The organism is Endozoicomonas sp. SCSIO W0465, assembly GCF_023716865.1.
GTDB lineage: Bacteria > Pseudomonadota > Gammaproteobacteria > Pseudomonadales > Endozoicomonadaceae > Endozoicomonas.
This window is the reverse complement of sequence record NZ_CP092417.1, coordinates 1,112,294-1,137,391: the sequence shown is the minus strand read 5'-3', so window position 1 is coordinate 1,137,391 and position 25,098 is coordinate 1,112,294. Positions and strand designations below refer to the sequence as shown.

Annotated in this window: 24 protein-coding genes; 6 read left to right on the top strand and 18 right to left on the bottom strand. The window is 49.2% G+C overall.

The genetic code is table 11. The features are described from left to right. Nucleotides 1–440: 440 nt before the first annotated feature. The 4 genes from argC to MJO57_RS04865 all read right to left on the bottom strand — a co-directional run bounded on the left by argC (nucleotide 441) and on the right by MJO57_RS04865 (nucleotide 2,925). Entirely contained in the window at nucleotides 441–1,484 is a 1,044-nt protein-coding gene (gene argC, locus MJO57_RS04880) for an N-acetyl-gamma-glutamyl-phosphate reductase (RefSeq protein ID WP_252023424.1), read from the bottom strand. A gap of 96 nt (nucleotides 1,485–1,580) precedes the next feature. Beyond that, nucleotides 1,581–1,796: a DUF3820 family protein gene (locus tag MJO57_RS04875; protein WP_252023422.1), complete on the bottom strand. Its 216-nt coding sequence runs from the start codon at nucleotides 1,794–1,796 to the stop codon at nucleotides 1,581–1,583. Between the two features lie 27 nt (nucleotides 1,797–1,823). Then, nucleotides 1,824–2,552, bottom strand: coding sequence for an LrgB family protein (locus MJO57_RS04870; protein WP_252023420.1), 729 nt, complete (start codon nucleotides 2,550–2,552; stop codon nucleotides 1,824–1,826). After that, nucleotides 2,545–2,925, bottom strand: coding sequence for a CidA/LrgA family protein (locus MJO57_RS04865; RefSeq protein ID WP_252023418.1), 381 nt, complete (start codon nucleotides 2,923–2,925; stop codon nucleotides 2,545–2,547). The genes MJO57_RS04870 and MJO57_RS04865 overlap by 8 nt, the downstream gene beginning before the upstream one ends. A 535-nt stretch (nucleotides 2,926–3,460) precedes the next feature. Between MJO57_RS04865 and MJO57_RS04860 the strand changes: the two genes are divergently transcribed. Beyond that, nucleotides 3,461–4,339 carry an A24 family peptidase gene (locus MJO57_RS04860; protein WP_252023417.1) on the top strand — a complete coding sequence of 293 codons (879 nt, stop codon included), beginning with the start codon at nucleotides 3,461–3,463 and terminating at the stop codon, nucleotides 4,337–4,339. Then, nucleotides 4,339–4,965, top strand: a complete 627-nt coding sequence (gene coaE / locus MJO57_RS04855) for a dephospho-CoA kinase (RefSeq protein ID WP_252023415.1) — start codon at nucleotides 4,339–4,341, stop codon at nucleotides 4,963–4,965. The genes MJO57_RS04860 and coaE overlap by 1 nt, the downstream gene beginning before the upstream one ends. Nucleotides 4,966–4,994: 29 nt before the next feature. Here the strand turns inward: coaE and MJO57_RS04850 are convergent, their stop codons facing one another. Both MJO57_RS04850 and MJO57_RS04845 read right to left on the bottom strand, forming a co-directional pair. Continuing rightward, on the bottom strand, nucleotides 4,995–6,617 hold the full coding sequence (locus tag MJO57_RS04850) for an NAD+ synthase (RefSeq protein ID WP_252023414.1): 1,623 nt from the start codon (nucleotides 6,615–6,617) through the stop codon (nucleotides 4,995–4,997). A gap of 273 nt (nucleotides 6,618–6,890) precedes the next feature. After that, entirely contained in the window at nucleotides 6,891–8,906 is a 2,016-nt protein-coding gene (locus MJO57_RS04845) for an EAL domain-containing protein (RefSeq protein WP_252023413.1), read from the bottom strand. Nucleotides 8,907–8,937: 31 nt separating this feature from the next. Here MJO57_RS04845 and MJO57_RS04840 point away from each other — a divergent pair, with 31 nt between their 5' ends. From MJO57_RS04840 to MJO57_RS04830, 3 genes are all read left to right on the top strand, one after another. After that, entirely contained in the window at nucleotides 8,938–9,090 is a 153-nt protein-coding gene (locus MJO57_RS04840) for a hypothetical protein (RefSeq protein WP_252023412.1), read from the top strand. A 140-nt stretch (nucleotides 9,091–9,230) separates the two neighbouring features. Continuing rightward, a complete protein-coding gene (locus MJO57_RS04835) occupies nucleotides 9,231–9,554 on the top strand; it encodes a hypothetical protein (protein ID WP_252023411.1) in 324 nt (107 codons plus the stop codon). 26 nt (nucleotides 9,555–9,580) lie between these two features. Continuing rightward, nucleotides 9,581–13,270, top strand: coding sequence for a pilus assembly protein (locus MJO57_RS04830; RefSeq protein ID WP_252023410.1), 3,690 nt, complete (start codon nucleotides 9,581–9,583; stop codon nucleotides 13,268–13,270). Nucleotides 13,271–13,393: 123 nt separating this feature from the next. Here the strand turns inward: MJO57_RS04830 and MJO57_RS04825 are convergent, their stop codons facing one another. The 12 genes from MJO57_RS04825 to MJO57_RS04765 form a co-directional block, all read right to left on the bottom strand. Then, on the bottom strand, nucleotides 13,394–13,795 hold the full coding sequence (locus tag MJO57_RS04825; RefSeq protein ID WP_256493233.1) for a type IV pilin protein: 402 nt from the start codon (nucleotides 13,793–13,795) through the stop codon (nucleotides 13,394–13,396). Nucleotides 13,796–13,832: 37 nt separating this feature from the next. Next, nucleotides 13,833–14,291 carry a PilX N-terminal domain-containing pilus assembly protein gene (locus MJO57_RS04815; RefSeq protein ID WP_252023409.1) on the bottom strand — a complete coding sequence of 153 codons (459 nt, stop codon included), beginning with the start codon at nucleotides 14,289–14,291 and terminating at the stop codon, nucleotides 13,833–13,835. 2 nt (nucleotides 14,292–14,293) lie between these two features. Continuing rightward, nucleotides 14,294–15,088: a PilW family protein gene (locus MJO57_RS04810; protein WP_252023408.1), complete on the bottom strand. Its 795-nt coding sequence runs from the start codon at nucleotides 15,086–15,088 to the stop codon at nucleotides 14,294–14,296. Between the two features lie 3 nt (nucleotides 15,089–15,091). Continuing rightward, nucleotides 15,092–15,679, bottom strand: coding sequence for a type IV pilus modification protein PilV (pilV, locus tag MJO57_RS04805; protein WP_252023407.1), 588 nt, complete (start codon nucleotides 15,677–15,679; stop codon nucleotides 15,092–15,094). Beyond that, a complete protein-coding gene (locus MJO57_RS04800; protein ID WP_252023406.1) occupies nucleotides 15,649–16,215 on the bottom strand; it encodes a GspH/FimT family pseudopilin in 567 nt (188 codons plus the stop codon). Before MJO57_RS04800 ends, pilV (MJO57_RS04805) begins: the two co-directional genes overlap by 31 nt. Nucleotides 16,216–16,335: 120 nt before the next feature. Then, nucleotides 16,336–16,743 carry a type IV pilin protein gene (locus MJO57_RS04795; RefSeq protein WP_252023404.1) on the bottom strand — a complete coding sequence of 136 codons (408 nt, stop codon included), beginning with the start codon at nucleotides 16,741–16,743 and terminating at the stop codon, nucleotides 16,336–16,338. A 1-nt stretch (nucleotide 16,744) separates the two neighbouring features. Next, complete coding sequence (locus MJO57_RS04790; protein WP_252023402.1) at nucleotides 16,745–19,222, bottom strand: pilus assembly protein; 2,478 nt, start codon at nucleotides 19,220–19,222, stop codon at nucleotides 16,745–16,747. Beyond that, nucleotides 19,137–21,515 carry a hypothetical protein gene (locus MJO57_RS04785; protein WP_252023400.1) on the bottom strand — a complete coding sequence of 793 codons (2,379 nt, stop codon included), beginning with the start codon at nucleotides 21,513–21,515 and terminating at the stop codon, nucleotides 19,137–19,139. The genes MJO57_RS04790 and MJO57_RS04785 overlap by 86 nt, the downstream gene beginning before the upstream one ends. Nucleotides 21,516–21,559: 44 nt before the next feature. Next, nucleotides 21,560–22,186 (bottom strand): PilX N-terminal domain-containing pilus assembly protein, encoded by a 627-nt coding sequence (locus MJO57_RS04780; protein WP_252023397.1) that lies wholly within the window; start codon nucleotides 22,184–22,186, stop codon nucleotides 21,560–21,562. After that, a complete protein-coding gene (locus MJO57_RS04775; protein ID WP_252023395.1) occupies nucleotides 22,183–23,232 on the bottom strand; it encodes a PilW family protein in 1,050 nt (349 codons plus the stop codon). The genes MJO57_RS04780 and MJO57_RS04775 overlap by 4 nt, the downstream gene beginning before the upstream one ends. Further along, nucleotides 23,229–23,744, bottom strand: coding sequence for a type IV pilus modification protein PilV (gene pilV, locus MJO57_RS04770; protein WP_252023392.1), 516 nt, complete (start codon nucleotides 23,742–23,744; stop codon nucleotides 23,229–23,231). The genes MJO57_RS04775 and pilV (MJO57_RS04770) overlap by 4 nt, the downstream gene beginning before the upstream one ends. Beyond that, the gene (locus MJO57_RS04765) at nucleotides 23,735–24,376 is read right to left on the bottom strand and encodes a GspH/FimT family protein (RefSeq protein ID WP_252023391.1); all 642 of its coding nucleotides are present in this window, start codon (nucleotides 24,374–24,376) and stop codon (nucleotides 23,735–23,737) included. The genes pilV (MJO57_RS04770) and MJO57_RS04765 overlap by 10 nt, the downstream gene beginning before the upstream one ends. A 364-nt stretch (nucleotides 24,377–24,740) precedes the next feature. On the opposite strand from MJO57_RS04765, the gene MJO57_RS04755 reads away from it, so the two are divergent. After that, nucleotides 24,741–25,058, top strand: coding sequence for a GspH/FimT family pseudopilin (locus MJO57_RS04755; RefSeq protein WP_305881905.1), 318 nt, complete (start codon nucleotides 24,741–24,743; stop codon nucleotides 25,056–25,058). The last annotated feature ends 40 nt before the right edge of the window (nucleotides 25,059–25,098 follow it).

Genomic DNA, 25,098 nt, shown 5'->3' with positions numbered 1-25,098 from the left:
CCTTGTGGCAGAGAATCAACACTTCTTGGGTGATCCCGGCTAATATTTGAACGATTACGGGGAGCGTGCGCCATATGCTGCCTATTGGCATTATGTGAGTTTAAAGTGAATCCAAAGTAATTGGCGGGCTCTGGATAGTCAGAGCCATCGGGTGATTGCCATGTGTCTGATGGAGAAAAAGGCGGTTGTGATTGTGGATATCTTAACTGTCGGTTATCAGCAGGATTTGTTTGGCGACCTTTAGTGTCCATAACTCAAACCTTTATGAATAATTTATTCTTTGAGTAGACAAAAGTAGACAATAAACACCGACAGAGTATTTTTTATTTTGCAACAGAAGTCAGGAAAAACTGAAACCAGGATCATTCGGTCCCTCCCTGATGACGAAGCCGGGGAGGAACCGCGCGCCCATTAAGCCAGACCGCAGATATAGCCTCTTATCAAGGCATAGCGGCAGGAAAGTCCAGGCCGGTCATTTCATTCAGTCCGAACATAATATTCATATTCTGAACGGCCTGCCCGGCCGCCCCTTTTACCAGGTTATCAATAACAGACAAGATAACCACTGTGTCCCCGCCCTGTGGACGATGAACTGCTATACGACACTGGTTACATCCACGAACAGAACGGGTTTCCGGGTGGCTGCCCTCAGGCATCACATCGACAAAGGGCTCTCCCGCAAAGGTATTCTCATACAACTCCTGAAGATCAACACCATGGTCTTTGACAGTGCAATATAGCGTGGAGTGGATCCCCCGGATCATTGGCGTCAAATGAGGAACAAATACCAGATCACCGGTAAATGGCAATACGCCTGTTCCTGGCATGCGTTCAATACCCTGCTGAATTTCTGGCAAATGACGATGGCCGGGAACACCATAGGCCTTGAAAGATTCTGACGCTTCACAGAGCAGAGTGCCTACATTGGCTCCACGTCCAGCACCACTGACACCGGACTTGGCATCGACAATGATTTTCCCGCTGACCAACCCTGCGCTCACCAGAGGTAATAAGCCAAGCTGGGTTGCCGTGGGATAGCAGCCGGGATTGGCGACCAGACGGGCGCCAGCAATATCGGTACGATTCATTTCCGGCAAGCCATACACCGCCTCCTTCAAAACGTCCGGACAAGCATGCTCACTACCGTACCACTGCTGCCACAGGCTGGTATCACGCAAACGAAAGTCTGCCGCCAGATCAATCACCCGCACACCAGCAGACAGTAATTCCGGCACAGATTCCATGGCAATACCATTGGGTGTTGCAAAGAACACCAGGTCACATGACGAAAGCTGTTCAGTGTTCGGTAATGAAAAGTTCAGGTTCAGCTTTCCTCGTAATCCGGAAAAAAGCGCACTAACCGGCTTTCCCGCCTCAGAACGGGAAGTGATCATACTCAGCTGGCTATTGGGATGAACCGACAGCAAGCGCAAAAGCTCTGCTCCGGTATAACCCGTTCCACCGACAATCCCCACTTTAATCATCTGACGCTTCCGTTACTGCTGAATTATTGTTCGACCCACCCATCTTACCAGACCTCTCCCGGATCACGTTGTTGCTTCATTACTGAAGGAGCTGAATCAGTATTGTTTCAATGGTGTAATCAGCTCATTCAACCCATTCACCTGAACCTCCAGAGCCAATGCCAGCAGTTTCCCCAGTTCTCCCTCAGGAAACCCTTTTCCAGCAAACCATAGTAAATAAGGTTCTGGCAGGTCGATCAGCCTTCTGCCCTGATACTTCCCAAAGGGCATGGTCTGATTGGCAATTTTAATCAGGTCTGCTTTATCAAACATTAAGATTTCTCAGAGCTAATGACTCAATTACAGTAATAGGCTGATCAGCCATGGTACAAGAAGCGGCATATAGATAGCACACAGACACATCCCCAGGCTGGAATAAACCCCCATGGTCACATCCAGTTCAAAGGCTCGGGCAGTGCCGCCTGCATGGGCATTAACCCCCATGGCAAAGCCAATGGCTCTTGGGTCGGTCACGCCAAACATACGACACAGTGCTGGTCCCACCAGTGAACCATAAACGCCGGAAATAATAACCACGGCAGCCACCAGGGGAATGATAGCGCCATACTGTTCACCCATCACCAGGGCAACTGCGGTGGTTACCGCCTTGGTTGCAATGGATAACACAACGTCTCTTGAGCCTCCGGTTGCCAGTGCCATCCCCATACCAATAAACACGGCCAGGAACCCTCCAATCAGCAATGAACACATGAGAGGTCCCGCTAACTGGCGAAGCATATGCAGCTGTCTTGACAGCGGAACTGCCAGTGATACCGTAAATGGTGCCAACAACATCTTCAGCAACTCACTGTGCTTTGTGTACATGTCAGGCTCAAGTGGAGAGAAACGAATAACCAGAAAGACCATAAGGCTGGTGGTAAACAGTGGATGGAACCAGCCTTTACGGCCCATACGAACAAACAACTTCTCCGCCAGCAGGTAAGCACCCAGGTTAATCAAAAGGATCGCCACCGGATTGTTAATTTGCCGTTGCAATAACCCGTAAGAAAAATTGATCACCTCATCCATGATGATTATCTCCGCTCTGTGCAGCAAAGCGTTTAAGCAACCATTGCAGAAGCACCGCCGTTAATACCAGAGAAACTGGCGTCGCCACCAGCACGGCCAGCGTGATAGGCAACCACTGTTGTAACAGCAGGTCACTCAGGAAGAAAATACCCACACAGCCCGGGATAAATAGTACGGCCAGGTAGCGGATACAAAACTGGCTGACCTTGTCCAGAGACTCACTGACATCACCGGACAACTGGAGATAGATAACAAGAAGTATCAATCCCATCACCGAGCCCGGAACCGGAAGGCTGAATGCATCGCTTAACAGGTCACCCAGCACGGTGAACAATAGCAAAGTGACAATGCCCGATAATGTTCCTGATGACATCGTTTGACCTCTCCTGAAGCAGCTATATGCTGCGTTCTAAAAACGTGTCAGGATCTGCAGCCGGTGTTAGACATTCAACACAACTGGCCGCAAAGCATCAACCGATCCTGAGATAAACCATCCAAAATGACGTACAAAAAACAATCGATCGTACCTGAAAAGAAAAACCAGGGCGTTTTACCGGTACTCCGCTTTAGAGTTTAATAGACATGGTCGTTTGATAAAATTGCTCTCTCTGCCAAACACTCTCCCGAACACTCGGCCAAAGAAAGCGCAGGACAAACCCGGGCCTGGTCAGACTCGGGAATTTCCACTGGACAATCATTGAAAACATTGAAAAGTTCCCCTATTGAAGGGTAATTGGCAGAATTAGCCACAATTCAACGGTTGAGTTGAGAACCTGCAGTTAGATACCGGTTTATGGTTCAGTGGTTTGATTACGGAAATAGTCATGCCAATATTGGACCATTAACTATCAGGTACTGGTCAGGGAAGACTGGCCAGCCATACTGATAACCATCAGGGAACTGTGTGAATGTCACCGATTATAGAACTTATTGAGAGCTCAACGCCTTACCTGACCTTTGTGCTGACAATCCTTGGATTGATTGTCGGTAGTTTTCTCAATGTAGTGATTCACCGCTTGCCCATTATGATGGAAAGGCAGTGGCAGCAGCAGAGTGAAGCTATTTTGCACCCTGAAAAGGAACCCAAACCTCTACCTGCCTACAACCTTGTCGTGCCGGCCTCAACCTGTCCTTCCTGTCAGCATAAAATCCGTGCCTGGGAGAACATTCCGGTCATTAGCTATCTATTCCTGAGAGGTAAATGCTCAGCCTGTAAGACCTCAATTTCGTTCCGTTACCCGGCCATTGAGGTGCTCAGTGCCGTCACGACGGTAATGATTGGTTTTACCTACGGTTTTACCTTACACACCCTGGTCTTCTGTCTGTTTGCCTGGTCACTGCTGGCCCTGACCATGATCGACTACGATACACAGCTCCTGCCTGACGATATTACCCTCCCACTGCTCTGGGCAGGCCTGATCGTGAACAGCTTTGGCCTGGTCGTCCCCCTTGAACAGGCTCTATGGGGAGCCATTGTCGGTTATCTTTCCTTATGGAGTGTTTACTGGGTATTCAAACTGATTACTGGCAAGGAAGGCATGGGCTACGGCGACTTCAAACTGCTGGCGGCTCTGGGAGCCTGGCTGGGCTGGATGAAGCTGCCTTTGATTATTCTGCTCTCATCACTGGTTGGCACTATTGCTGCAATACTGTTGATCGTCACCAAACGGCAGGAACGATCCAACCCGATTCCCTTTGGACCTTATCTGGCCATTGCCGGCTTCATTGCCCTGATGTGGGGCGATAAACTGATTGAGGCTTATCTGAGCTTTTCGGGGTTAACCTGATGACAACTGAATCTTCACCACAGTCGAAAAAAAAACGTCCGTTTACTGTCGGTGTGACCGGCGGTATTGGCAGTGGCAAGACGACAGTGACCGATTTTTTCGCCAGTCACGGAATTCGGATTGTTGATGCGGATATCGCTTCCCGGATGGTTGTCGAGCCGGGAAAGCCAGCACTGGCTGACATTGAACAGCGCTATGGCCCGGAGATTCTGATCGATGGCGGTCTTGACCGCAGAAAGCTGAGAACCATCATCTTCGATGATACTGCTGAGCGAAAGTGGCTGGAAGGCCTGCTTCACCCCCTCATCCGGGATCAGATTACCCTTGAGCTGGGTGATGCTGAATCACGTTATGCCGTACTGGTTTCTCCGCTGATGCTGGAAACCAGTCAGCATGAATTGGTCGATCGTGTGCTGGTCGTGGATGTGCCAGAGCGCATTCAGCTATCCCGAACCATGAGCCGTGATCAGATGACAGAGGAGCAGACCCGGCAGATCCTTGATAATCAGATGAAACGGGAACAGCGAATGGCCAGGGCTGATGATATCATTGATAACAGCGGTTCCATGGCCCGGTTGCACCAGTCATTGGACAAACTGCATCAATTTTACCTGAGCCTCGCCTGAGGCTCAGGCTCCCCAAAACGGACGGTTAGTTAAACGCCCGGCCTCCAGCCGTTGGTAATCGGATAACGACGATCCCGACCAAACCCTCTTGGCGTAATTCTGACACCAATCGCTGCCTGACGACGTTTGTATTCATTGATATCCACCAGCCTTAGCACGCGATAGACCGTATCCCGGTCAAACCCTTCATTTACAATGGACTCAGCACTTTGATCCTGCTCAATATAGAGCTCAAGAATACGATCCAGCTCATCGTAAGGTGGCAAGCTGTCTTCATCCACCTGGTCCGGAGCAAGCTCAGCAGAGGGTGGACGGTCTATCACTCGCTGGGGAATCACGTAACCCCGGGTATTGCGATATTCGCACAGTTTAAACACCAGTGTTTTCGGTACATCTTTGAGAACATCAAAACCACCGGCCATATCGCCGTAAAGCGTGGCATAACCTACTGCCATTTCACTTTTATTCCCCGTGGTCAGAACCATATACCCCTTCTTATTGGAGATGGCCATGAGCATGACGCCTCGGCACCGGGACTGCAGGTTCTCCTCCGTCGTATCCCGATCATAACCGGCAAACTCACTGTTAAGCGTACCCATAAAGGCATCAAACATGGGTTCAATGGGCAGAACCTTGTAGTGAATATCCAGAATTTTTGCCTCTTCTGCTGCATCCTCAAGGCTCATATCGGATGTGTAACGATAGGGCATCATGACCGCCTGAACCCGATCCTTACCCAGGGCATCGGTGGCTATTGCCAGAGTCAAAGCAGAGTCAATCCCTCCAGACAAACCCAGCACAACGCCTTTGAAACCATTCTTGTTGACATAATCCCTGACGCCGGTCACCAGGGCATCATAAACCCTTGAGCAAACTTCCGGTATTTCAGCAATCTCTCCCTGGTCAAAAGCCATAGAGCCCTTGTCGAAGGAAACACAGAAAAGCTCTTCCGTAAACCAGGTCGCCCCAAAGGCCATTTCACCATTGCCATTCATGGCGAATGAGCCACCGTCAAATACCAGCTCATCCTGCCCCCCCACCAGGTTGGTATAAAGGACAGGAAGGCCTGACTCCAGGCAGCGCTCCCTGACCACCTGCTGGCGCAGCGACTGTTTGTTCATATGGAAGGGCGACGCATTCAGACTGATGACCAGGTCTGCTCCAGCTTCTTTAGCTCGACGGACAGGGCCCTGATACCAGAGATCTTCACAGATCAACAGTGCGATATTCACGCCTTTACAGGCATAAATAACCGTATCCTGACCTTTAACAAAATAGCGTTTTTCATCAAATACCTGATAGTTGGGCAGATGCTGTTTCCCATATCGGGCAAGAATCTCACCATCACGCATCACCAGCGCCTGGTTTTCAAGACCATGAGGTCCCATCAGCGGCACACCGATAATCAAATCGATGCCCTTGACCACCCGGAGTCGACCAAGCGCCTGCTCCACCCGAACAATCAGGCTGGGTCGTAACAACAGATCTTCTGGCGGATAACCACAAAGGGCCAGCTCCGGAAAAACAACAACATCGGCATCCAGCTGATCCCGTGCCTGCTCGGCAGCCTCAATGACACGGGACGTGTTCCCGTCAATGTCGCCCACCACCAGATTCAGCTGGGCCATGACCATATTGAGCTTTGCTGACATGGAAATACCTGTCTATCCCTTCTTAAAAACTTCTATCACCTGAGAACCTGTTGATAATCTTTTGTAAATAGTCACATTGGTGGAGAGAAACAAGGAAGCCTTATTGCCGTTTGCTGCTTACAGAAAGATGATGAACAACGCCTCAGGGACGGTATTGTCTTGCAAGTATTAGCGTCTGTAAATTGAAATACCCAATGAAGATGATAAACCCATGAATCACAGGGAGCATAGAGATTAAAAGATGCAGGATGACAGGTTAATGAAAAGGCGGTGTTACCCATCCGCCCCGAAATCAAAATTCATGCTCTCTGAAGGAGGCTGCATATAACTTCCCTGAATGAAATCAGCGCCAAATTGCCAGACAGGAGTCATTTCTGCTGCTGTATCAATACCAGGCACAATCACTTTCCGTCCACTTTGGCTGAGAGCCTGGATCATTTTCTGCAACTCCTGGGCATTTCCACCACTTAGGCCTTCTGTGAAGGAGTGGTCAAGCTTTACCAGGTCAATATCAAGATGGGCAATCCCTTCCAATGGGTTAAGGCTACAACCAAACTCACTGATTACTGTCTGGCACCCCATCGCTTTCAGAGACTTGAAAAAATCAGGAATCACTTCTGAGTAGCGGGCCAGATTCTGTTCACTCAATTCAATGGCAACGGCACCCGCAGGAATTCCCGCGGCTTTCAGGGCAACTTTCATCCATGGAATAAACGTATCATCCTTTGCAGAACAACCACCGATATGCAGCAACAGCCGGGTATCACTTCCTTCTTTTCTCTTGGCCACCAATGCCTTACTGGCTTCAATCAGTTGCCATCGGTCCAGCTTGTTCCAAAGGCTGATTTTTTCCAGTTGTGGCCTGAATTCCGAAGCCTCATGTTCCTTCCCTTCTGTATCGGTCAGGACAAAAGAGACCTCATAATACTCACCAGCGGATCCTGCAAGGGAGAGGACGGGCTGAAAGCTCAATCTGATTTTTTTGTTCTTTATCGCCTGACTTACCATGCCGGCCAGCTGCTTTTCAACGGAATGAACCGGGCAGGCTTTACGCTTCTGGTAAAAGCACAGTTGGTTGCCACCTTGCTTTTGCGCCAACACCGTGGCTTGACGACTCTGATCAGTCAATACATTGGCATCGCTGACGGTATCACTGAGAATAACCGCTCCTATTGACAGTTTGACCGGCAACAGATGTTGATCAATGACAGTATATTCAGCTGTCACGGCTGCCAGCAAACTGTCCACGAGTGTGGTAATGCCCTGTTCTTTCCCTTCCTGAAGCAGGGCGGCAAAGTTTGCCCCCCCCATGCTGGTCACATGGTGCATGGCATCAAGATGTGATGTTATCTTTTTCGCAACCGATTTAAACAGTTTCTGGCTAACCTCTTTCCCATGCTGTTCATGGGTCGCTTTCAGGGTTTCCAGGTGGAGAAAGCATAACGTTGACTTTCCCTTACCTTCTACTGCCCTCTGAATAGCTATAGCCAGCGCCTGATCGAACAATTTTCGGTTAAATAGTCCTGTTTCCGGGTCCGGCGCTGACTTTTCCAGGGTTTTCTCCACCCCGTCCTGCTCACCTTTTTCCCCATTGAGCCTAATCTGCAGGCTGAGGGTAAACTCACCATTAAATGATGTCGGGGAGATCACTATGGAAACAGGCACTTCTGAGCCATTGTGAGCGACTAAAGGACATTGAATGACTGCCAGTGCCTGACCACTTTCTTCAACCCCCATCAGAAACGCTTCTACATCCTGCTGATCTTTGGTAATGATCAGGTCCCTGAAGAGTTTTCCTTCCGGGGATTCCTCTTCCGGAAGCCCCAGCATGTTAATCAACGCAGTGTTAGCAAACCGTATTCGTCCATGATTAATGTATACGACCGCATCAACCTGATCATCCAGCAATAACCTGCGCTGTTTTTCTGATTCGTGCAGGGCAACACTCATGCGTCTGTGGTGCCGCCTGACCGTCAGGTCTTCCAGCTCTTTCAGGGCAACCGTCAAAAGATATTCATCATGCCCCGGAGGGATAACGGCACGTGCTCCCATTTTCATCAGGGACAGCTCATCTGTTTGATCATCCGGGATCGCCAGAACGATTCCGGGCAAATCAACATCTTTCTGATTAATGTAATCAAATATCTGAGAATGACTTAAGGGTTCAGGGGGCTCTGCCATCAACAGCAGATCCCAGTGCTGCTGTCCGGACGTGGCATCGGCAAGATCATCCAGAGAACTGATCTGATTGGCACGAGTAGAATAGCCGGCCTCGCGGAAAACATTCAAAAATGATTCTGCTTCCCTGGTTGATGAGTCAATGATTAAAAAACGAATTGGATCCTTGTTACCCGATGCCATGGTTATACTTTCCCTGTTGATCTTAGAAAGCTATCGGCGCTTACCTGCTGAATTATATAGCGCTACTATCATCGATAGAAATTCAGGAAAGTTTGCCAGCCGTGGCTATTGAAGGCCATGCTGTCATCAGCAGGTTGCTCCGTATAAACAGCCCCGTTCATTGAAAAATCGTCCTGCCGATACGCTTAACATGAAATACATCACTCCCCCCTCTCAATGATGATTGAAGCCTATGGCAAGGAGCTTGGCTGAATGAACTCTGTTTTACCGCGTATTTTAATAGGCCTGGCCGTATTAATCTCATTTCATGGGATTTCGGCTGATGAACCTGTTGCCGAGGACGCCATCGAGTTTGAACGTATTGATGTGTTATTTTCAACAGACACAGCCGGAATCATTGAGGCATACCAATGCCGATCCTGCCCGGCAAAGGTTTTTCAGTTTGATGCCCAGCTGGTTGTTCACAACATTGAAGGCGCTACACTGTTTGAGCAACTACAAAACGTGGATGGAAAAGCGGGAACGGTGACCTGGCTGCAAGGAACAACCCGTGCTGCAAGAATATTCATGTACTAATACTTTTCACAGGGATTGTGAAACCCATGAGATCTACTTTAAAAGTCATATCTATTGCTCTTCTTGCCAGCCCTCTATTAGCCAAGGCTGAGGATATTGACTTATTTGTTCAAGAGCTGGATGCCGCAGTTCGAAGTAATGTGATTTTTGTCATGGACAATTCCGGCAGTATGAGAGCCATTGCCGGCACCCGATCCGGCAGAACATTCACCCGGATGACTGCGGCCAAAGATTCCATGACCCGGTTTATCTCAACGGCTGAGAACATCAATCTTGGGTTGATGAGTTTTAACGCCAATAGGCAGGGAGGCAAAGTCGATCTTGCAGCCCAACCGATAGAAGACAAACGCACTCAAGCGTTACAAATTGTGGCCGGCTATCAGCCCAATGTAATAGCGACTCCAATGGTAGAAACTCTCTACGAAGCCTTCCGTTATCTGAGAGGTTATCAACCGTACTATGGGGGTTCATCCAGTACGTCAGAGGCTTTGTCCGGCGGACGTTACAAGTCTCCGGTTGTTAACGAGTGCCAGAAAAGCAACATTATCTATTTTACCGATGGCTATCCGTGGCGGGACGGCAATGCCAACCGTCTGGTTCGTGGCTTGTTAAGTGGCAGGGCTATGCCTTCTTCCCTGAATCGCTACTGCAACGGTGGCGAATCAACCAGTGCAGACAGTTGCTTCGATGAGATGGCCTGGTATCTGTACAATACCGATATGCGCTCGGACCTGAGTGGCAATCAAAATATTAAGATATTTACCATCGCTGGCTTCGGCAGTGCTCCGGATGCACTCATGCGCAGTGCTGCGCAAAATGGCGGTGGAGCATTTTACAGCGCCCTGGACGATGTCCAACTGGATAACGCTCTGGCAGACATCATGGTAAAAATCCGGGCCTCTGCCACTACCTTTACCTCACCAGGAACCAGCACCAACGCTTTCAATGCCCTCGAAACGTCGGATGACGTTTATTACGCACTGTTCAAACCAATCGATGGCAACCGCTGGAAAGGTAACCTCAAGCGTTACCGACTGGGGGATGACAACCAGATTTATGATGCCGATGGTCAGCTGGCTATTGACCCTGATACCGGATTTTTCAAGGATACGGCCAGAAGTTTCTGGAGCAGCAGTAAGGATGGCGGTACGGTAGAGGCGGGAGGAATGGCAGAAAACCGCAGCCAAAATGCTCCGGCCTTTACCAACCTGGGGGGCGATACCAATCAGGTACTTTCAACAACGCAAAACCGTTTTCATGAAAGTAACTGGGGCATCACTCAGGAAAAACTGGGGGTTCTGAGCAGTAATAACAGGGATACCATTATTCGCTGGGCTCGTGGTGTGGACGTGGATGATGAGAACACCAATGGCTCTACCACCGATGACCGGGACACGGTCGGTGACCCTCTGCACACACAGCCACAGGCCATTTCTTACTTTCCCAATGATAAAACCGTGTATTTTTCCACTAACGATGGCTTTTTGTATGCCGTCAATGCTGACGATGGAACTACTGAGTTTTCGTTTATCCCGGATGATCTGCTTGACAACCTGGCCCGCTATCGGGGCATCGAAGATAATACCTGGAGTATCTCTGAAACCTTTACTGTAACCGGGAGCAGCAGTTACACAACCCGAATGTACTTCAGGCGAGTACTGCAAGCTGAATTTGCCCTGGGCTCCGGATCTCAGACCATGGAAGTCTCGTCTGGTCGTTATGATATTCTGGAAAGTTTAGGGCAATTGATTCAACGGCAGGTCAATGTGACCAATGGCGGTAAAACGCTGCAGGTGTCAACGGATGGGGTCAACTGGGGGGAATATGAGCTGACGGTTACTCACGGTTTTTTCACTAATTTCGGAACACGTGTTCAGTATGTTATTCCTGAGCCCAGAGATGAACAGAATAAAATTTATGGCCTGGATGGTCCAATAACTGCCTGGGTAAATGATGCCAACGATAACGGCCAAATTCTTCGATCCAATAACGGCACCCCAGAACCGGGAGAGCATGTCTATCTCTATCTGACCATGCGCAGGGGAGGCACTAATGTCTATGCACTGGATGTGACGGATAGAACAAACCCTAAATTGAAATGGGTGCTTCGTGGCAATACCAATAACGGGGGCAGTACTGATCGCGACTTCGGGCTATTGGGTCAGACGTGGTCTGCGGTAAAAATGGCAAAAGTGAAATGGAAGGGCAGTGACCGGAATGTGCTGCTTTTTGGCGGAGGTTATGATCCCTCCATTGACTTTGCAGGTGTGGACTCAAGCGTGGGTAAAAACCTTCTTTTACCCAGCTGGCAGACAGATAATGCCACTGAGGCAATAGAAGCCCTGCCCGCGTCAACTTACGGCAGTGGCCTGGGATCGGATATTGCCCTCGAAATGGAAGCAGATAGCGAAGATACTGGCAATATTTATCAGTACATTAACGCCAGCCATGGTGATATTGTTCGGATCACTTTTGACTACTCAGCACGAGATAGCGATCCGGGCATTGGTTCTACGCTCTACGTGTACTTTGGCAATCAATGGCTGGATGTTCTCTCCAGGCCAGCCCACGGATGGTTCCGGTATACGTACGATGTCGTTGTCGATCAGCATAATCCAAGACTGGAATTTCATGCTCAGGACCCCAGAGGCAACAACAGTCAGGGTGGTATCATCAATTCCCAAACGATTTCAGCGGTCAAGATAGCCTCTGCCAGTAGTCAGTCTTCCTCATTAGCGGGCGGATCCAGCCTTCCACCAAGTGGTATGGGCAATGCCGTGTTTATGGTGGATGCAGAAACAGGAGCACTGCTATGGCGGGCGTCTGACAGTGGTTCCAACCTGAATATCGGCAATATGCGATACAGCATACCGGCAGACCTTACTCTGGCAGATATCGATCAGGATGGTTTGACAGACTATTTTTTTGCTGCAGATACCGGTGGGCAAATCATCCGGTTCGATATCAATGAAGCCAACTCCGGCGCCAGTAATTTTGCCCGTGGCGGGGTAATCGCCAGTATTTCCCAACCCTCTGCCACGGAGGCCCGACGCTTCTTTCAGTCACCGGATGTCAGTGTTTCATCGACCGCTGAATATCTGAATATTGCAGTGGGTACAGGGCTTCGACACAGTCCGCTGGATACGTCTGTCGATGACCGCATGTATGTGTTCCGTGACCCACATATTTATGAGCCACCGACCAGTTATAACTATGACAATGGCTCGGTGATAACAGAATCTTCTTTATACGATGCCACATCAAATGTACTTCAGGAGGGCAGTAGCACCCAGAAGAAGGCGGCACTGAAAAATCTTAACAACAGGAATGGCTGGTTTATCAGACTAGAGGAACCCGGGGAAAAAATTCTGAGTAATGTGAAAACCTTTGGCGGGCTCCTGCTATTTAACTCTTTTGCGGTGAATACCTCTTCGAGCAGTGCCTGCTCATCAAACCCGGGATTAAATTACTTCTACGCGCTGGATATTGAAAATGCCGGATCCCTCCTTAATTTTGATAACCCTGGCAATGCCGGATCACTGAATAAGTCTAATCGGAAGACACAGCTTAAACACTCTTCTCTGGCTCCGGATCCATCCATCATCAGCAGAGGAAATAAGTCTGAAGTCTGTGTAGGGACTGAATGTTTTCAGGACACACTGAAAGACATCGGGTTGATCCCTGTGAGTCGGCAATACTGGAGAGAGAGGCGCTGAACTGGTTTTCCTGATAGGTATAGCAGTGTTTACGGCAGTGGTATACCTATGCATTTTCTACTAATCCCGGAAAACGATTAGCGATTAGTACTATTAAAATTGGTAGATATTAAGAGCTGCACATTACAGCCAGTGGCTCTGAGGTGTGCGCACGCCACGGCTGTTCAGAGTCATATCGCCATCTGCTGCCTGCTCCCCCTGCGCCACGGCAGTTAATTGCACGCAACGCTCCAGAGGTTCTGAAAGACACTGGGCTGCCTGTATCTGGTAAGTGCCATTTTCAGACTCAACAGGGCTTGCGGTGTCAAATCCTAAATCAGCCAGATCAGCAGAGTATCTTAACGTTTCAGTGTAGTACCGCTCCTGCTGCTGCATGACGTTCAACAGCATGGCAACGCCCTCACTTCTTCTTGACTCGGTTACGTATTGACGATAGCTGGGGAGCATAATGGATGCCAAAATGCCAACAATGACCATAGCAATCATCAGTTCAATCAGGTTGAAACCTTTATTAGCCTTATTCATCGGTTCTCTCTCCAGAACTGTCGGATAGTTGGTTTCATTAAGATGTCCCCCCCTTTGCCGTTACATAAATAACGCCAAGAGTTTGATCAGACTTCGCCCCTGTGCCATCAATGGTTGCTTTGCTGTTTAATTCAAAAGACATGCCCATAAAATTGTTAACGCTGAAGCCCGGTGGGGGAGCCACCCGACCAATAAACCGAATAGTGACGTCCTGTTGAACCCCGGGGGCATTAACCAGCGGAGTCAGGTTTTGCACCCCACTTAAAGCGACAGTAAACATTGAGGGATTTTGCTCCAATTCAGCGAGCTGTGCCTCTAACTCACTGTAAGCAACTTGATATACCTGTATGGTGCGTTGTTCATTACCGACTGACACCTCTTCCAGCATAGCCATTTCCATAACAAAGAGACCGGAAAAGGTCATAACCATCATGACGATCATGACGATCAGTAAAAAAGATCCTCTCTGTTTTTTTCTTCCTGAACAACCTTTCATAATTACAACCCTGTATTGTTCAAACGAATGGCAGTGCTATACATGTACCTTGGCGTCTGGTCATTCAGTGGCATATTCCCACTGTTGAGCAGGTTATACGTTCTGGTTCTTTGATCAAAAACACGTGATGGCTCACCGGCACTGACCAGAACACCAACACGTATACCTAAAACCTGTCGCCAGTCTGCAACTGCAGACGCAGTAACATACTGATTAATCATCTTTGTTCCCGCTGGAGCGGTGCCGTATACTACCTGAAGACGCTCAACCCCCTGAACCACTGCCTGGGCACTGCCCCGAGGGGTTCCAGTCAATGGATCATAGCCACGGCAAAACAAGGTACTGATGTTATTGTTTGCACTATCTTGATCAACAAAATAAACATCTGCCGTTAATGCGCCAGCAGTCACAACTGCTCCTGTACAGTCCTCAATTTGACCACTGTTAGGGTCTGGCATGGGCTCGTACTGAATCGCTATCCGGTCACTGTCTGTACCACCACCATCAACAGTACAAATCGTATCCCCTTCACACCTCCCTCGGTAGAAAGGCTGGATTGGGGACACTCCGGAGCCAGATCTGAACCCGGCTTTGCGAAACTCAGTACTCATGATATACAAGCTGTGACGTCCGTTTTCCTGGGCGGTAGCAATAAACTCATTCACATTAGCAGAGCGACTATTACTCACCATTAACTGCAAAGCACTGCCCGCAACAATCAGCCCCATGATAAAGGCCAGCATCATTTCAATAATGCTGAACCCCTTTTGATGATTGATTATGTCAGTCCCTGACATTTTTTAATTCCTGTTGTACCTGAACTCAACCAACTGACGATCAGCAAGAGCACCTTGCTCTGCTCTCCTTGAACCCCAGGAAATCTGAATCCTGACTTTATCCGTCGGTCCGCAGGAAGCATTACATTCAATTTCGATTCTCGGCTCGATAATGGTATTTACGCTGCTGCACATCAAATCATGGATATCAAACTCCGCCATTTGATCTGAACTACAGGTAGAACCTATACACTGAGGTGGTGCGGCCGGGCAGTAGGCGTTTAAATTGGCAGAAGCTCTCGAGGCAGCTGTTTGATATGCAGAACTTGCCAGCCCTGCCGGATTTAACTTCATTAATTCGGCAGCGGCATTGGCCATCCAGACCGCCTGCGATCGCTGGATTGCGTCATGATTCGTTTGAATGGCCTTAGTTTGCATGCCTGCGATAGCCATAACGCCTCCGACAAAAATCAGAACACCGATCATAACTTCAATAAGCCCAATGCCTTTTTGCCGAATCAGCCCTATTCGCCTTCCTGAGTTAAATAAAGCCGCAAGTGAAAGCGAACCTGGTTGAGCATTTATGGGCTTGGTATGGTCGGTAATAAACACTTCACACCCTCCCGCTTCCGAATTAAACCCGATCCTGAAATATCCACCAGCCGCTGTTCCATTGGTCTTTTTGGTACAGAGCATAAAGTGAAGGTACCCTGACGATCCGGACTGCCTCGGGGCCTGAAGTTGAGAAGCGGAACACTGCCACTCCAGGTAATCTCTACCGGGCTGCTGGCCGGGTTATAAACACGAATAATCTCTTCACCCGGGTCAATGCTGTTGTTCCCGTTGTTATTAACAAAAATGACCCAGCCATCTGCCCAGTTCGTCCCAGTCTGGCAAGCCGTTCCTGAGATGGATCGACAGACACTGACGGTCTCAGAACGCTTAATCGCTTCACTTCTTGCCAGAACGGCACTGGAATAGATTCGCTGATTCACATAATCAAGTTTGAACCCTTCAGCAATCTGCCCCATGGGGGCCACCAGATTGACCATAATGGCGATCAGGACAACCGTGATCATCATCTCTACAAGCGTGAAGCCACGGTTGTCTTTATGGTTTAACGTTGTATGAAGAAATAACAAATCCACCCACTTCCCTGTCGAGGACGCCTTTCTTTAAATCTAGGTGTGTGGATTAAACAGACGATCAGAAGTCGATAGACGGTACAAAAATAAGGATAAAAACTGGAAGTCGTCAAAATCCGTGCCTTATTTCCAGCACGCTTCCGGCGCCAGAACGCCTAAATGATTCACAGTGAACTGTGTGCAACCTGAATCCGTTGCCTGGACACCATTACTCAGCGCAGTCGCTGTCAGGGTATATGAGGAGTTGTCTACTTCAACACTCAGGGTGTAATAACCTTCAGGAGAGCCACTGCCACCGAGCTTATCCATAGAGTCCGTGTAGGTATGGTTAACGGAGTACCAGCGCTCCTGGGCAGCCACAGCTGCAGTCAGGGCGGCCAGGGCATCGCTGCGTCGAACTTCATACATATATTGGCTATAAGTGGGATAGACGATACCGGCCAGAAGACTAATAATGGCGACAACAATGATCAGCTCCGGTAATGAAAAACCCTTTTTATGACTCTTTATCAGTGGCTCACTGGTATTCATATCAATCAATCCATGGAATGCTGAAAATCTGCCACCAGCTCTGTCGTCCTTCCGAGCTGAAATGGTAATTAAGGTTTGTTGCCGTAATACTGCCTCCAGCACCCTGGGTCACTGCCGTCAACTTGCCTTTTTCCCCCTGATGGATCACCGGTGAAGAGGCATATCCAATCCCCAGACTTTCATTGTTCAGCGAACGCTCAAGCTCCAGGCTATCCACGTGTAAACTTCCCAGAACGGGACCCGGAGATGCGGTACCGGTCAGGTAATGAACGGCATAGAGTGAGCTTGTACCATCACTGGAACAACTGTCTGCAGGTGGACGGTACTCTGTAAACAGGATTTGGGAGAACAACCTGGCTGCCCTATTAACGCTTCGCCCGGATGGGTCAGAGCCATCAACACTAAGAGGCAGCTTCCACCCCCCCTGCTCAGCGACCACCGCCTGTAAGGTGCCAAAACTATTGATGGTTTGGGAACCTAGCGTAAATGGCGTATAGGTGGAGCCAGACTTCTGCCGGACATCGCCATTGGTAAATACTGCCACATCACCCACATTGACCAGACTACTCTGGCTTACGGATGCATAGGTAAACTGCCTGGAGCTGTTCAACGGTTCCTGAACACCATAAAAATAGTTGGCCTCAGTACTGCGATTGTCACCATTGGTCATCAGCCGCCCTGTTCCAGAGTAAACCCAGAAGCTGTTTTCATCAGTCACCGTCATGGGCGGGGCCATAATCGGCTGCCCGGCATCCATAAGCACATTTAAACTGGCGTTGCCCAGCGCCGATGTCAGCCTGAGCCGCATCAGCTTCCCACTCAAACTGACACCCCCGGTCTCAACCGTGCCGAAGTAAACGGCATCATCCTGGTAGTCCCGGTCCCAGTCTTCAGCAATCATATCGCCTGCATAAGCCTTGGAATAAGAAGTCTCCAGAGGGTCAAAACCGGACACAAAATCCTTATTACTCAAATCATAAATAAAAACCCGTAGATTCTGATCCGACGTTCCCTGCTCCAGGGCTGATCTCAGGGCAGTAGAGCTGCTGCCCGCTGGTCCGGAGCCAAACACCAGGTACCATTCGTTTTGTAGCGGATTGCTCCAGTCTGTCTCGCCATTAACATCAGTGCCTGCTTCCCGCCTTTTAACCAAGGCAGGCCGTGAGGTTGTGAAACCCAGATCAGCATGGGTAATTTCAGCCAACAACGCTGGTGGTTGTTCAGGGTCAGTTATGTCCAGCACGACCCAGGCAGAACGCATGGTGCGACTTTGGCTGTCGATAGTGACATCAATGTTACCTCCACCCAGTCGCATACCCACCACCAGAACCGTTCCCCAGCCGCCAGGGTGAGTGCTGTCATCAGGAAAGATATTGGCATCGAAGACCAGGGGCTCTGAATCCATGTAATACACATGAGGATAATCGGTCTCAGTGAGCCAGCGGAGATGTGGCAACAGGTTCATGGGTGCATAGCTCCAGAGTTCAGCCCCCAGTGGATGCTGCACCTCACCATTACTGGTTGTGCGCTCATAACGGTAGGAACTCTCTTCCCAGAACCCGCCATTAAAGGCATGAATCAAACCATCGTTGGCACCGACATAGAGAACATGCCGCCGATTAAGGTATTGGTTGCGAAAAGTTCGATAGCTGCTGTCATTGTAATAGGCGTCAAAACGGCTATCGGGTGCTGCCACCAGTCTGGGGGTTGAATGAACGATATCCCCAAGGCGCCAGACATCATCAATACCATCTTCATCAAAATCGATGGTACGGGAACGGGTCCCGGTCAGTTCTTCTCCCCGAACATAGTTAACGACTGTAGTGACTTCACTGGCAATTACCCCCAGATAACCTTCATTTCCAGTAAAGGTTGAAGGCATAAAAGGCAGCTGTTCGCCATCATCCACCTGCTGATTATTATTGATATCCAGCCAGGTCAGCATATGTCGGCCACCGGAGGCGAGCGCATTATAGGTTCTCTGGTTGGTCAGGTCAGTCAATAAGGCCAGCTGTTCCCTGGCATCCCAAATCGTTTCCAGCGAAGCCAGTGATTTCAGTGAGCCGTCTGCTACCGTGGTGACACCAAAGTCGTCAGAGGTGTAGCGCTGGACCATTGTCTGGCCTGCATTCGGATCAAAAAACAGATCAACGATTTTATCTGAGCTGTAGTCGTCCAGTTGGGCATTACCGTTGCCGTCTTCCCGGATATGGCCTTTGCTATCGATAAACAGGGAATACAGCAGCCCCCCCCAGCGGATGGATTTACCATCAACCTCCAGGCTGGGTTGAAACAACGCCTGATAAACGGCACCGGTTCCCGTTGAGCTATTGGCAAACAGGGCCGCGTTGGTGGCCGAAGATACCCGGCTCGAAATATCGGATAGAACCTGTTCAAGCTGCTCTGCCAGCAACGATGGATTCCGGGAGAAAAAGGAAGTTATCCGGAAGACCATCAGAACCAATCGCTCCCGTTTCATTATCCCTGTTATCCCACTCCCTGTAGTCATTTGCCTCTGGAGTGCCATCACCATCCAGGTCAAAACCGGGCGTCTCATCACCATCCAGGTCAATAAAGCCGCCATATTTGGCGGCAAACCATATGGGCTTGGGTAATATTATTGCAGCACTTCCAACCACTGCATCAAAGATTCTTGTAACAGCCGTTCCCTGCCCCTGAGTGGTTGCTGAGCCGGTATCTTCGGCTAAAGGAATCTGGATGCCATCCTGTGAAGTGCCTGTAACCGTGTAGGAATACCAGGTTTCAGCGCCGGCATTCTTGGCTTCCTGGCGGACTGATATCTGAACCTGAGATGGTCCAATGGCTGGCGAACAGGCGTCACCTATACAGTACTCAATACTTGAGCTGGCATCGTAGTCATAGTCATTTCCCCAGAGAGAGTCTTCCCAGGTGAAGAGAAAGCGCCCGCTTTTAGCATCCGCTGACAGATAGTCCACCACCACATCCGTCAACGAACATTCACTTCTATTGCTGTGAGCCTGACAGACTGGCTGAAACGTGACAGTTTTTCCGCCGACATCCAGAGAGAATGACGGGATATTTTCACTCACCTGAATTACATAGCTTTTAACCGACTGAACACCACCAAGGTCTTCCCGTAAGTCAGTTTTACGACCATGCCATGCCAGTCCGGCAATCTGAAACCCGCCCTCAAGTTGAGGGAGTTCAGGGCAAATCCCCCGAATATCTGAAAGCCTGGATATTTCAGCCTCCTCACATTGCCGGTCTCCACCATTTTTATCAACCAGATAGGTTCCCGGAAAGCTGACCGCTGGATTCGTAGCTGCCTCAATAACCCCGACAGCGTCGGTAAGACTGTGGACGCCTGCAGACCCATTAATCCCGGGAACATCATTGGCAGCGCCAAACTGGTCAGCATCAAAGGAATTCAAGCCGGTGGAGAGCAGAATGATGGAGCAGTTAGCACAGGGGTTGTCCGAAGTCTGCGGAGATACCCAGTCCACGGCACTAATTCCGGGAACAAAATAGTCATCATCATCGCTGTAATACTGGTTCGAAGGTGATACTTTGCCGGAAAAGTAGCGCAGTGCCTCCAGGTACATCTCGGCAAGGGGATTCCCCCAGTTACTGCAATGACGGTCGGATCTCAGTGCCCTGGCAAGCCCGCCCCTGAAAGTATCCACTTTAATTCCATAGGTACTGCAATCCAGATATTTGCTGCTGCTGAAACTGTATTGGGCAATTCGGAACGTATTAATGTGGTGAATAATGCCGTTCACACTGCTGTTGAACTGCCCGGTTGCGAGAATAACTTCATCGTCACTGGCATCCTCATTTCCCGCTAACCGGGCAATATTCTGACGAAGGACCCCACCGGCAATGTTGTTATCATAACCTCCGCTGATCAGACCAAAACGAATACCGCCACTCTCCCCATACTTCTGTAACAGCCCTGTCGGTTTACTATTGCCAGATGGGTAACGCTTGCAGCGATCTTCATTACTGTCGTCTTTGCCACTGACACAGCGCTCAACGTAGACACTATTTTCGGCCAAAACCTGACTATATGACGGGCTGTTGGGATCACTGGAACTCCATTGGCACTGCCTGACTTCAGTGGATGCCCAGCGAGGCCATCTACCTGACGTAACTCTGACGACCGGAGTACCATTCTCGCTGGCTGCAACACTGCAGAGGCTGATATCGCCATCGGTATAGGGCGTGAAATTTTCTGTTGGAACACCAGAAACACTGCTCTTGTACACTTTAACAAATGCATGGACATCCCTGGGGATATAGGCTCTTTCCAGAATGGTCTGACTGTTACTGTCAGTGGAACGTTTGCCGCCAAACAGAACAGTGCGAATAACATCCATCCGTGTCATGGTGGCCCAGTTCAGAAAGTTACCACTCCATGGAGCCTGAGCGGTGGTGCAATAATGCCCGTGCTCACCGGTAGCTTCCTCTACTGGTGAATAACGTCCGGAAGCGTATTGATAACACCAGTTACTGTCGAAGTACCCCAGATAATCAAAACTGTCCACATAGCTGGTATCCAGCCGGCCATCCGAATCCAGGTCCGTATAATCACTGTACGCTTTTTTAAAAAGTTCATGATCAACGGACATCACCAGCATAACCAATGGTTCCGAGGTGTTACTGATCAAGGGGGGCGTTGCTGCATAATCACTGGACACTGCTTCAGCACTGGCCCTGAAAGAAAGCAGCAACAGCAGTCCGGACAACATGACCTGCCTGAAAGTAAAACCATGTGAGGTATATCGATCCATGATCACCTCCACTTCCCTGTTAGAATTCCACCGCTAACTCAACATCAGCTGCTTTTTTTATACGACGATTGAAGCATTACCCGCGAATCACCCGAACCGCCGGTAGCCAGAGCGGTAATCCGATAGAACTTAGCCCAATCCCCACGATTGGCCGGGTCTGGTAACGGCCCAGAGGCTTCTTTGGCGATATAGCAGCGAAATTCAATAATATATTTGGCCTGAGCCGATATACCGCTGATGGAAACTGTCGTTACTCTGTGTCGACCGTTATCACTCCACAGGGTGCCAGTTAACCATGGCTCGGAAACACCCGGGTCACAGCTGCCAATATCGTCAATGTCGTTTCCGGTAAAACAGTACCCATTGTCACAATTTACGCCAAAGCCGGATAAGGCCAGTTCATTGTCGGCAATAAAATTTTCTGCCTGTTTTAACGCAGCCTCTGCGGCATAAAACGCCATCTGCTGGTCCTGATAATTACCACTCATCTTCTCTTCAAGCGTTGCCATTTTTACTGCGGTCAAACCAGCAACGGTAATAACCAGCAACATCACAAGGCTGACCAGCAATACACTTCCTTTCTCGTCTATTTCTGAGCTCAGTAAACTTCTTTTCCGGAAAGGTACAGTGCTTTGCCTGATTCTTGATGTAGTTAAAAAATCACCCATCATAGCCCACGATTCCTTAGCTTAATGGTTTTCATAAAGCTCCGGCGAACATAGAGATCATTGGGTAGCACACGCTGGCCGGCAAAGAAATAGGCCTGAGCTTCCGGGGCCACTTCAGTGAAACTCCGAGCCAGCAGTTCAAGCTTGATGGTAATGATGCGCCGCCACTCATCGCTGTAGGGCGTTATTTCACCGGCTGTCATATACCGGTTGGCAACCCCGTCATTGTCACTGTCCAGCCCATAACGAATGCTTAGCCCTTCAATACCTTCAACCAGCGCTTCTGCATTAATACTGTTGCCACTGACGTATTCACCCGCCAGTTTCCGATACAGTACAGGTACGTTATTACTTTCCCTCAGATAGAAAGCATAAGACTGCAGTGGTACCAGTCGTGATCCCTGATGGTTGATATTGCCGGAATCAACAGTACTGCCATGGCAACTGAAGTTACCCTGTAACTGACTGATACAGTTATAAAGGCTGCCACTGACGGCAGCCGGATGCGTTACAACTCTGTTGCTTGTTTCAACCCCTGCCCGGAAGATGGAAACCTGTCGACAATCTGATGAAATCAGAGCCAGAAGATCACCTTCATCCTGGCTTCGGCTTTCAGCCAGTGTGACCGAAGCAATGCCTGTATTATGGCCACTGACCAGGGTGGACTGGTTGCTATCAACGCTGTGGATAATAATGGCTTCAGAGATCGCATTACTGTCCAGCTGTTGTTCAACACTGTTACCGGAAGGAATACCCAGAACGCCTTTATCAAAGTGCATCATCCACTGACGATTATCGTTTTCAGAATAGAGTAAATTGGCCAGCTTTGCCTGGGCAGGACAGCCAGTATACGCCGCAGTATTGATACTTTGCCCCAGAATATCCAGAGCCAGCCGGCCATTTTCCTGAACTCGTGCCAGTTCATCCTGCAATGCCCACGATCGGCTGGATGCCAGCACCAGGTGGCCAACCCCGGTAAAAAGCACCAGCCCAAGAGCCAGGGCAATCATCATTTCAACCAGTGAGAATCCGTTCTCAATCCGTTTCATAGTATCCCCCGTAATACCACGTCACTCAGGGGAACCCTGTTGCCCATCTCCGGAAAACTGAGGCGGATGATATAAGTTCGAACACCATCGCTGTCCTGATAGGTAATTGAACCCTGGCTTCCCGGGATCTGACATCTCAGCTGAAACTTCCATTGCAGAATATCGTAAGCCGCCATCTCCTCTGGGCTGCAGTTTCCAGCCTCACAACTATCGGGGTAGCCACTTTCAACACATTGGCTGTACTCAAGATCATTTAATCCAACCTGATAACTTGCACCACTTTTAGCCAGATGGTTGTTGGCCTGAATACGATCCAGCATATCGGTAGCTAAAAAGGTAGCCTGTGATTGCACATAAGATGACTGGTTATACTGCAAACTACTACTATGCACCCCTGCCATACCAAGAATGCCAATGGTGATCACCAGCAGGCTGATCAGCACTTCAATCAACCCTACGCCCTGATTTTTTTCAGGACTTTTTTCATCACAATGGAAATCCTTCAGCCGCATGCTTCCCGCTCCTCCGTCCGGAGACGTCCTGTCATGCTGATGATAATCGCTTTGGCTTTGGCATCGCTGTTACTGCCCTGGTCACAAACCTGAAAAGTACCGGCTTGATTTGTCTGTCCACGACTATTGAATCGAAGGCTGTAACCACGATTCCACAAGATTGTGATAAGCGCTGATTGCTCTGTAACACGGCGAATCAACTGATCATTGTCATTCAACAGGCCATCGTCACTTGCATCCGTAAAAATGAGCCAGCCATGATGCCAGCCGGAGTTACTTTCATCACAGGTCAGGTCATCCACGGTACTGCACAATGTAACGGTCCGTTGTCGCTTGACAGCCTCAGACCTGGCCAGCATCAAATTGCCATACAGTTCATCAGCCACATTTTCGATCCGGTTGTTAACGATAAGGGTTTTCATATTGGGAGCAGACGCTGCAATCAAAATAGCTGCAATGGACAAGGAGACCAGTAACTCTATCAGAGAAACCCCCATTGCCTTGGAAGGACTAAACCGATGATAGGGAGAACGAGGAGGATGGCCTGACAAATGGTAGCGAGTGCCCTCATGCGCTTTATCAGAGCTGGCAACATAATTTGCTGAGTAACGATGCCCAACCATGTACTTCATTGCCCAATCCCTGGCACCCAGTTTGTTCGATAATTTACGATATCCAATTGCCAGAAGCTGTGTTCCATCTACATCTTAATCAGGCTTTCTGGTATAGACATCGCTTCTTTACCCAATTTTAACCCCGGAAACAGAAGTACCCGGATTTAATCTATTAAAGGTTCCTTTCTTTTGATCAATGGATCAGCAATCAACAAAAAGCCCAAAAATCCAGTTAGAAAAGCACAGACGTATTTTTAACCAACCTGTACAGTTCGTCGCTTTTCATCACCATTGATCGGCTTTTATTAGACGAATCACGCTTATTATGACCTAATTTTCTGCCAATTAGTTCACACCATTTGGCCTTGCCAATAGATAGAAAATGATCACAAACAGCAGTAAGGGATTTACCCTGCTTGAGTTAATGATCGCTGTTGCCATCCTTGGCATACTGGCAGCGATTGCCTACCCCAGCTTTGAAAGCAGCATACAAGACAATCGACTTACATCTCAGATCAACCGGATTCTGGCAGCTTTGCATTTTGCGCGCAGTGAAGCGGCAGCCAACAGCACCGCTATTACCGTCTGCAGCTCGAGCGATGCCACTACCTGCGATGGTGGTGATTGGAGTAATGGCTTTATTATCCTCGAAGACTCCGAAGTTTTGCAGGTTTTTGACGGTCTGGAAGCTGTCTCTTGATCACAAATAGCTACCTTGTTCTATCATTTCTCACTGATAA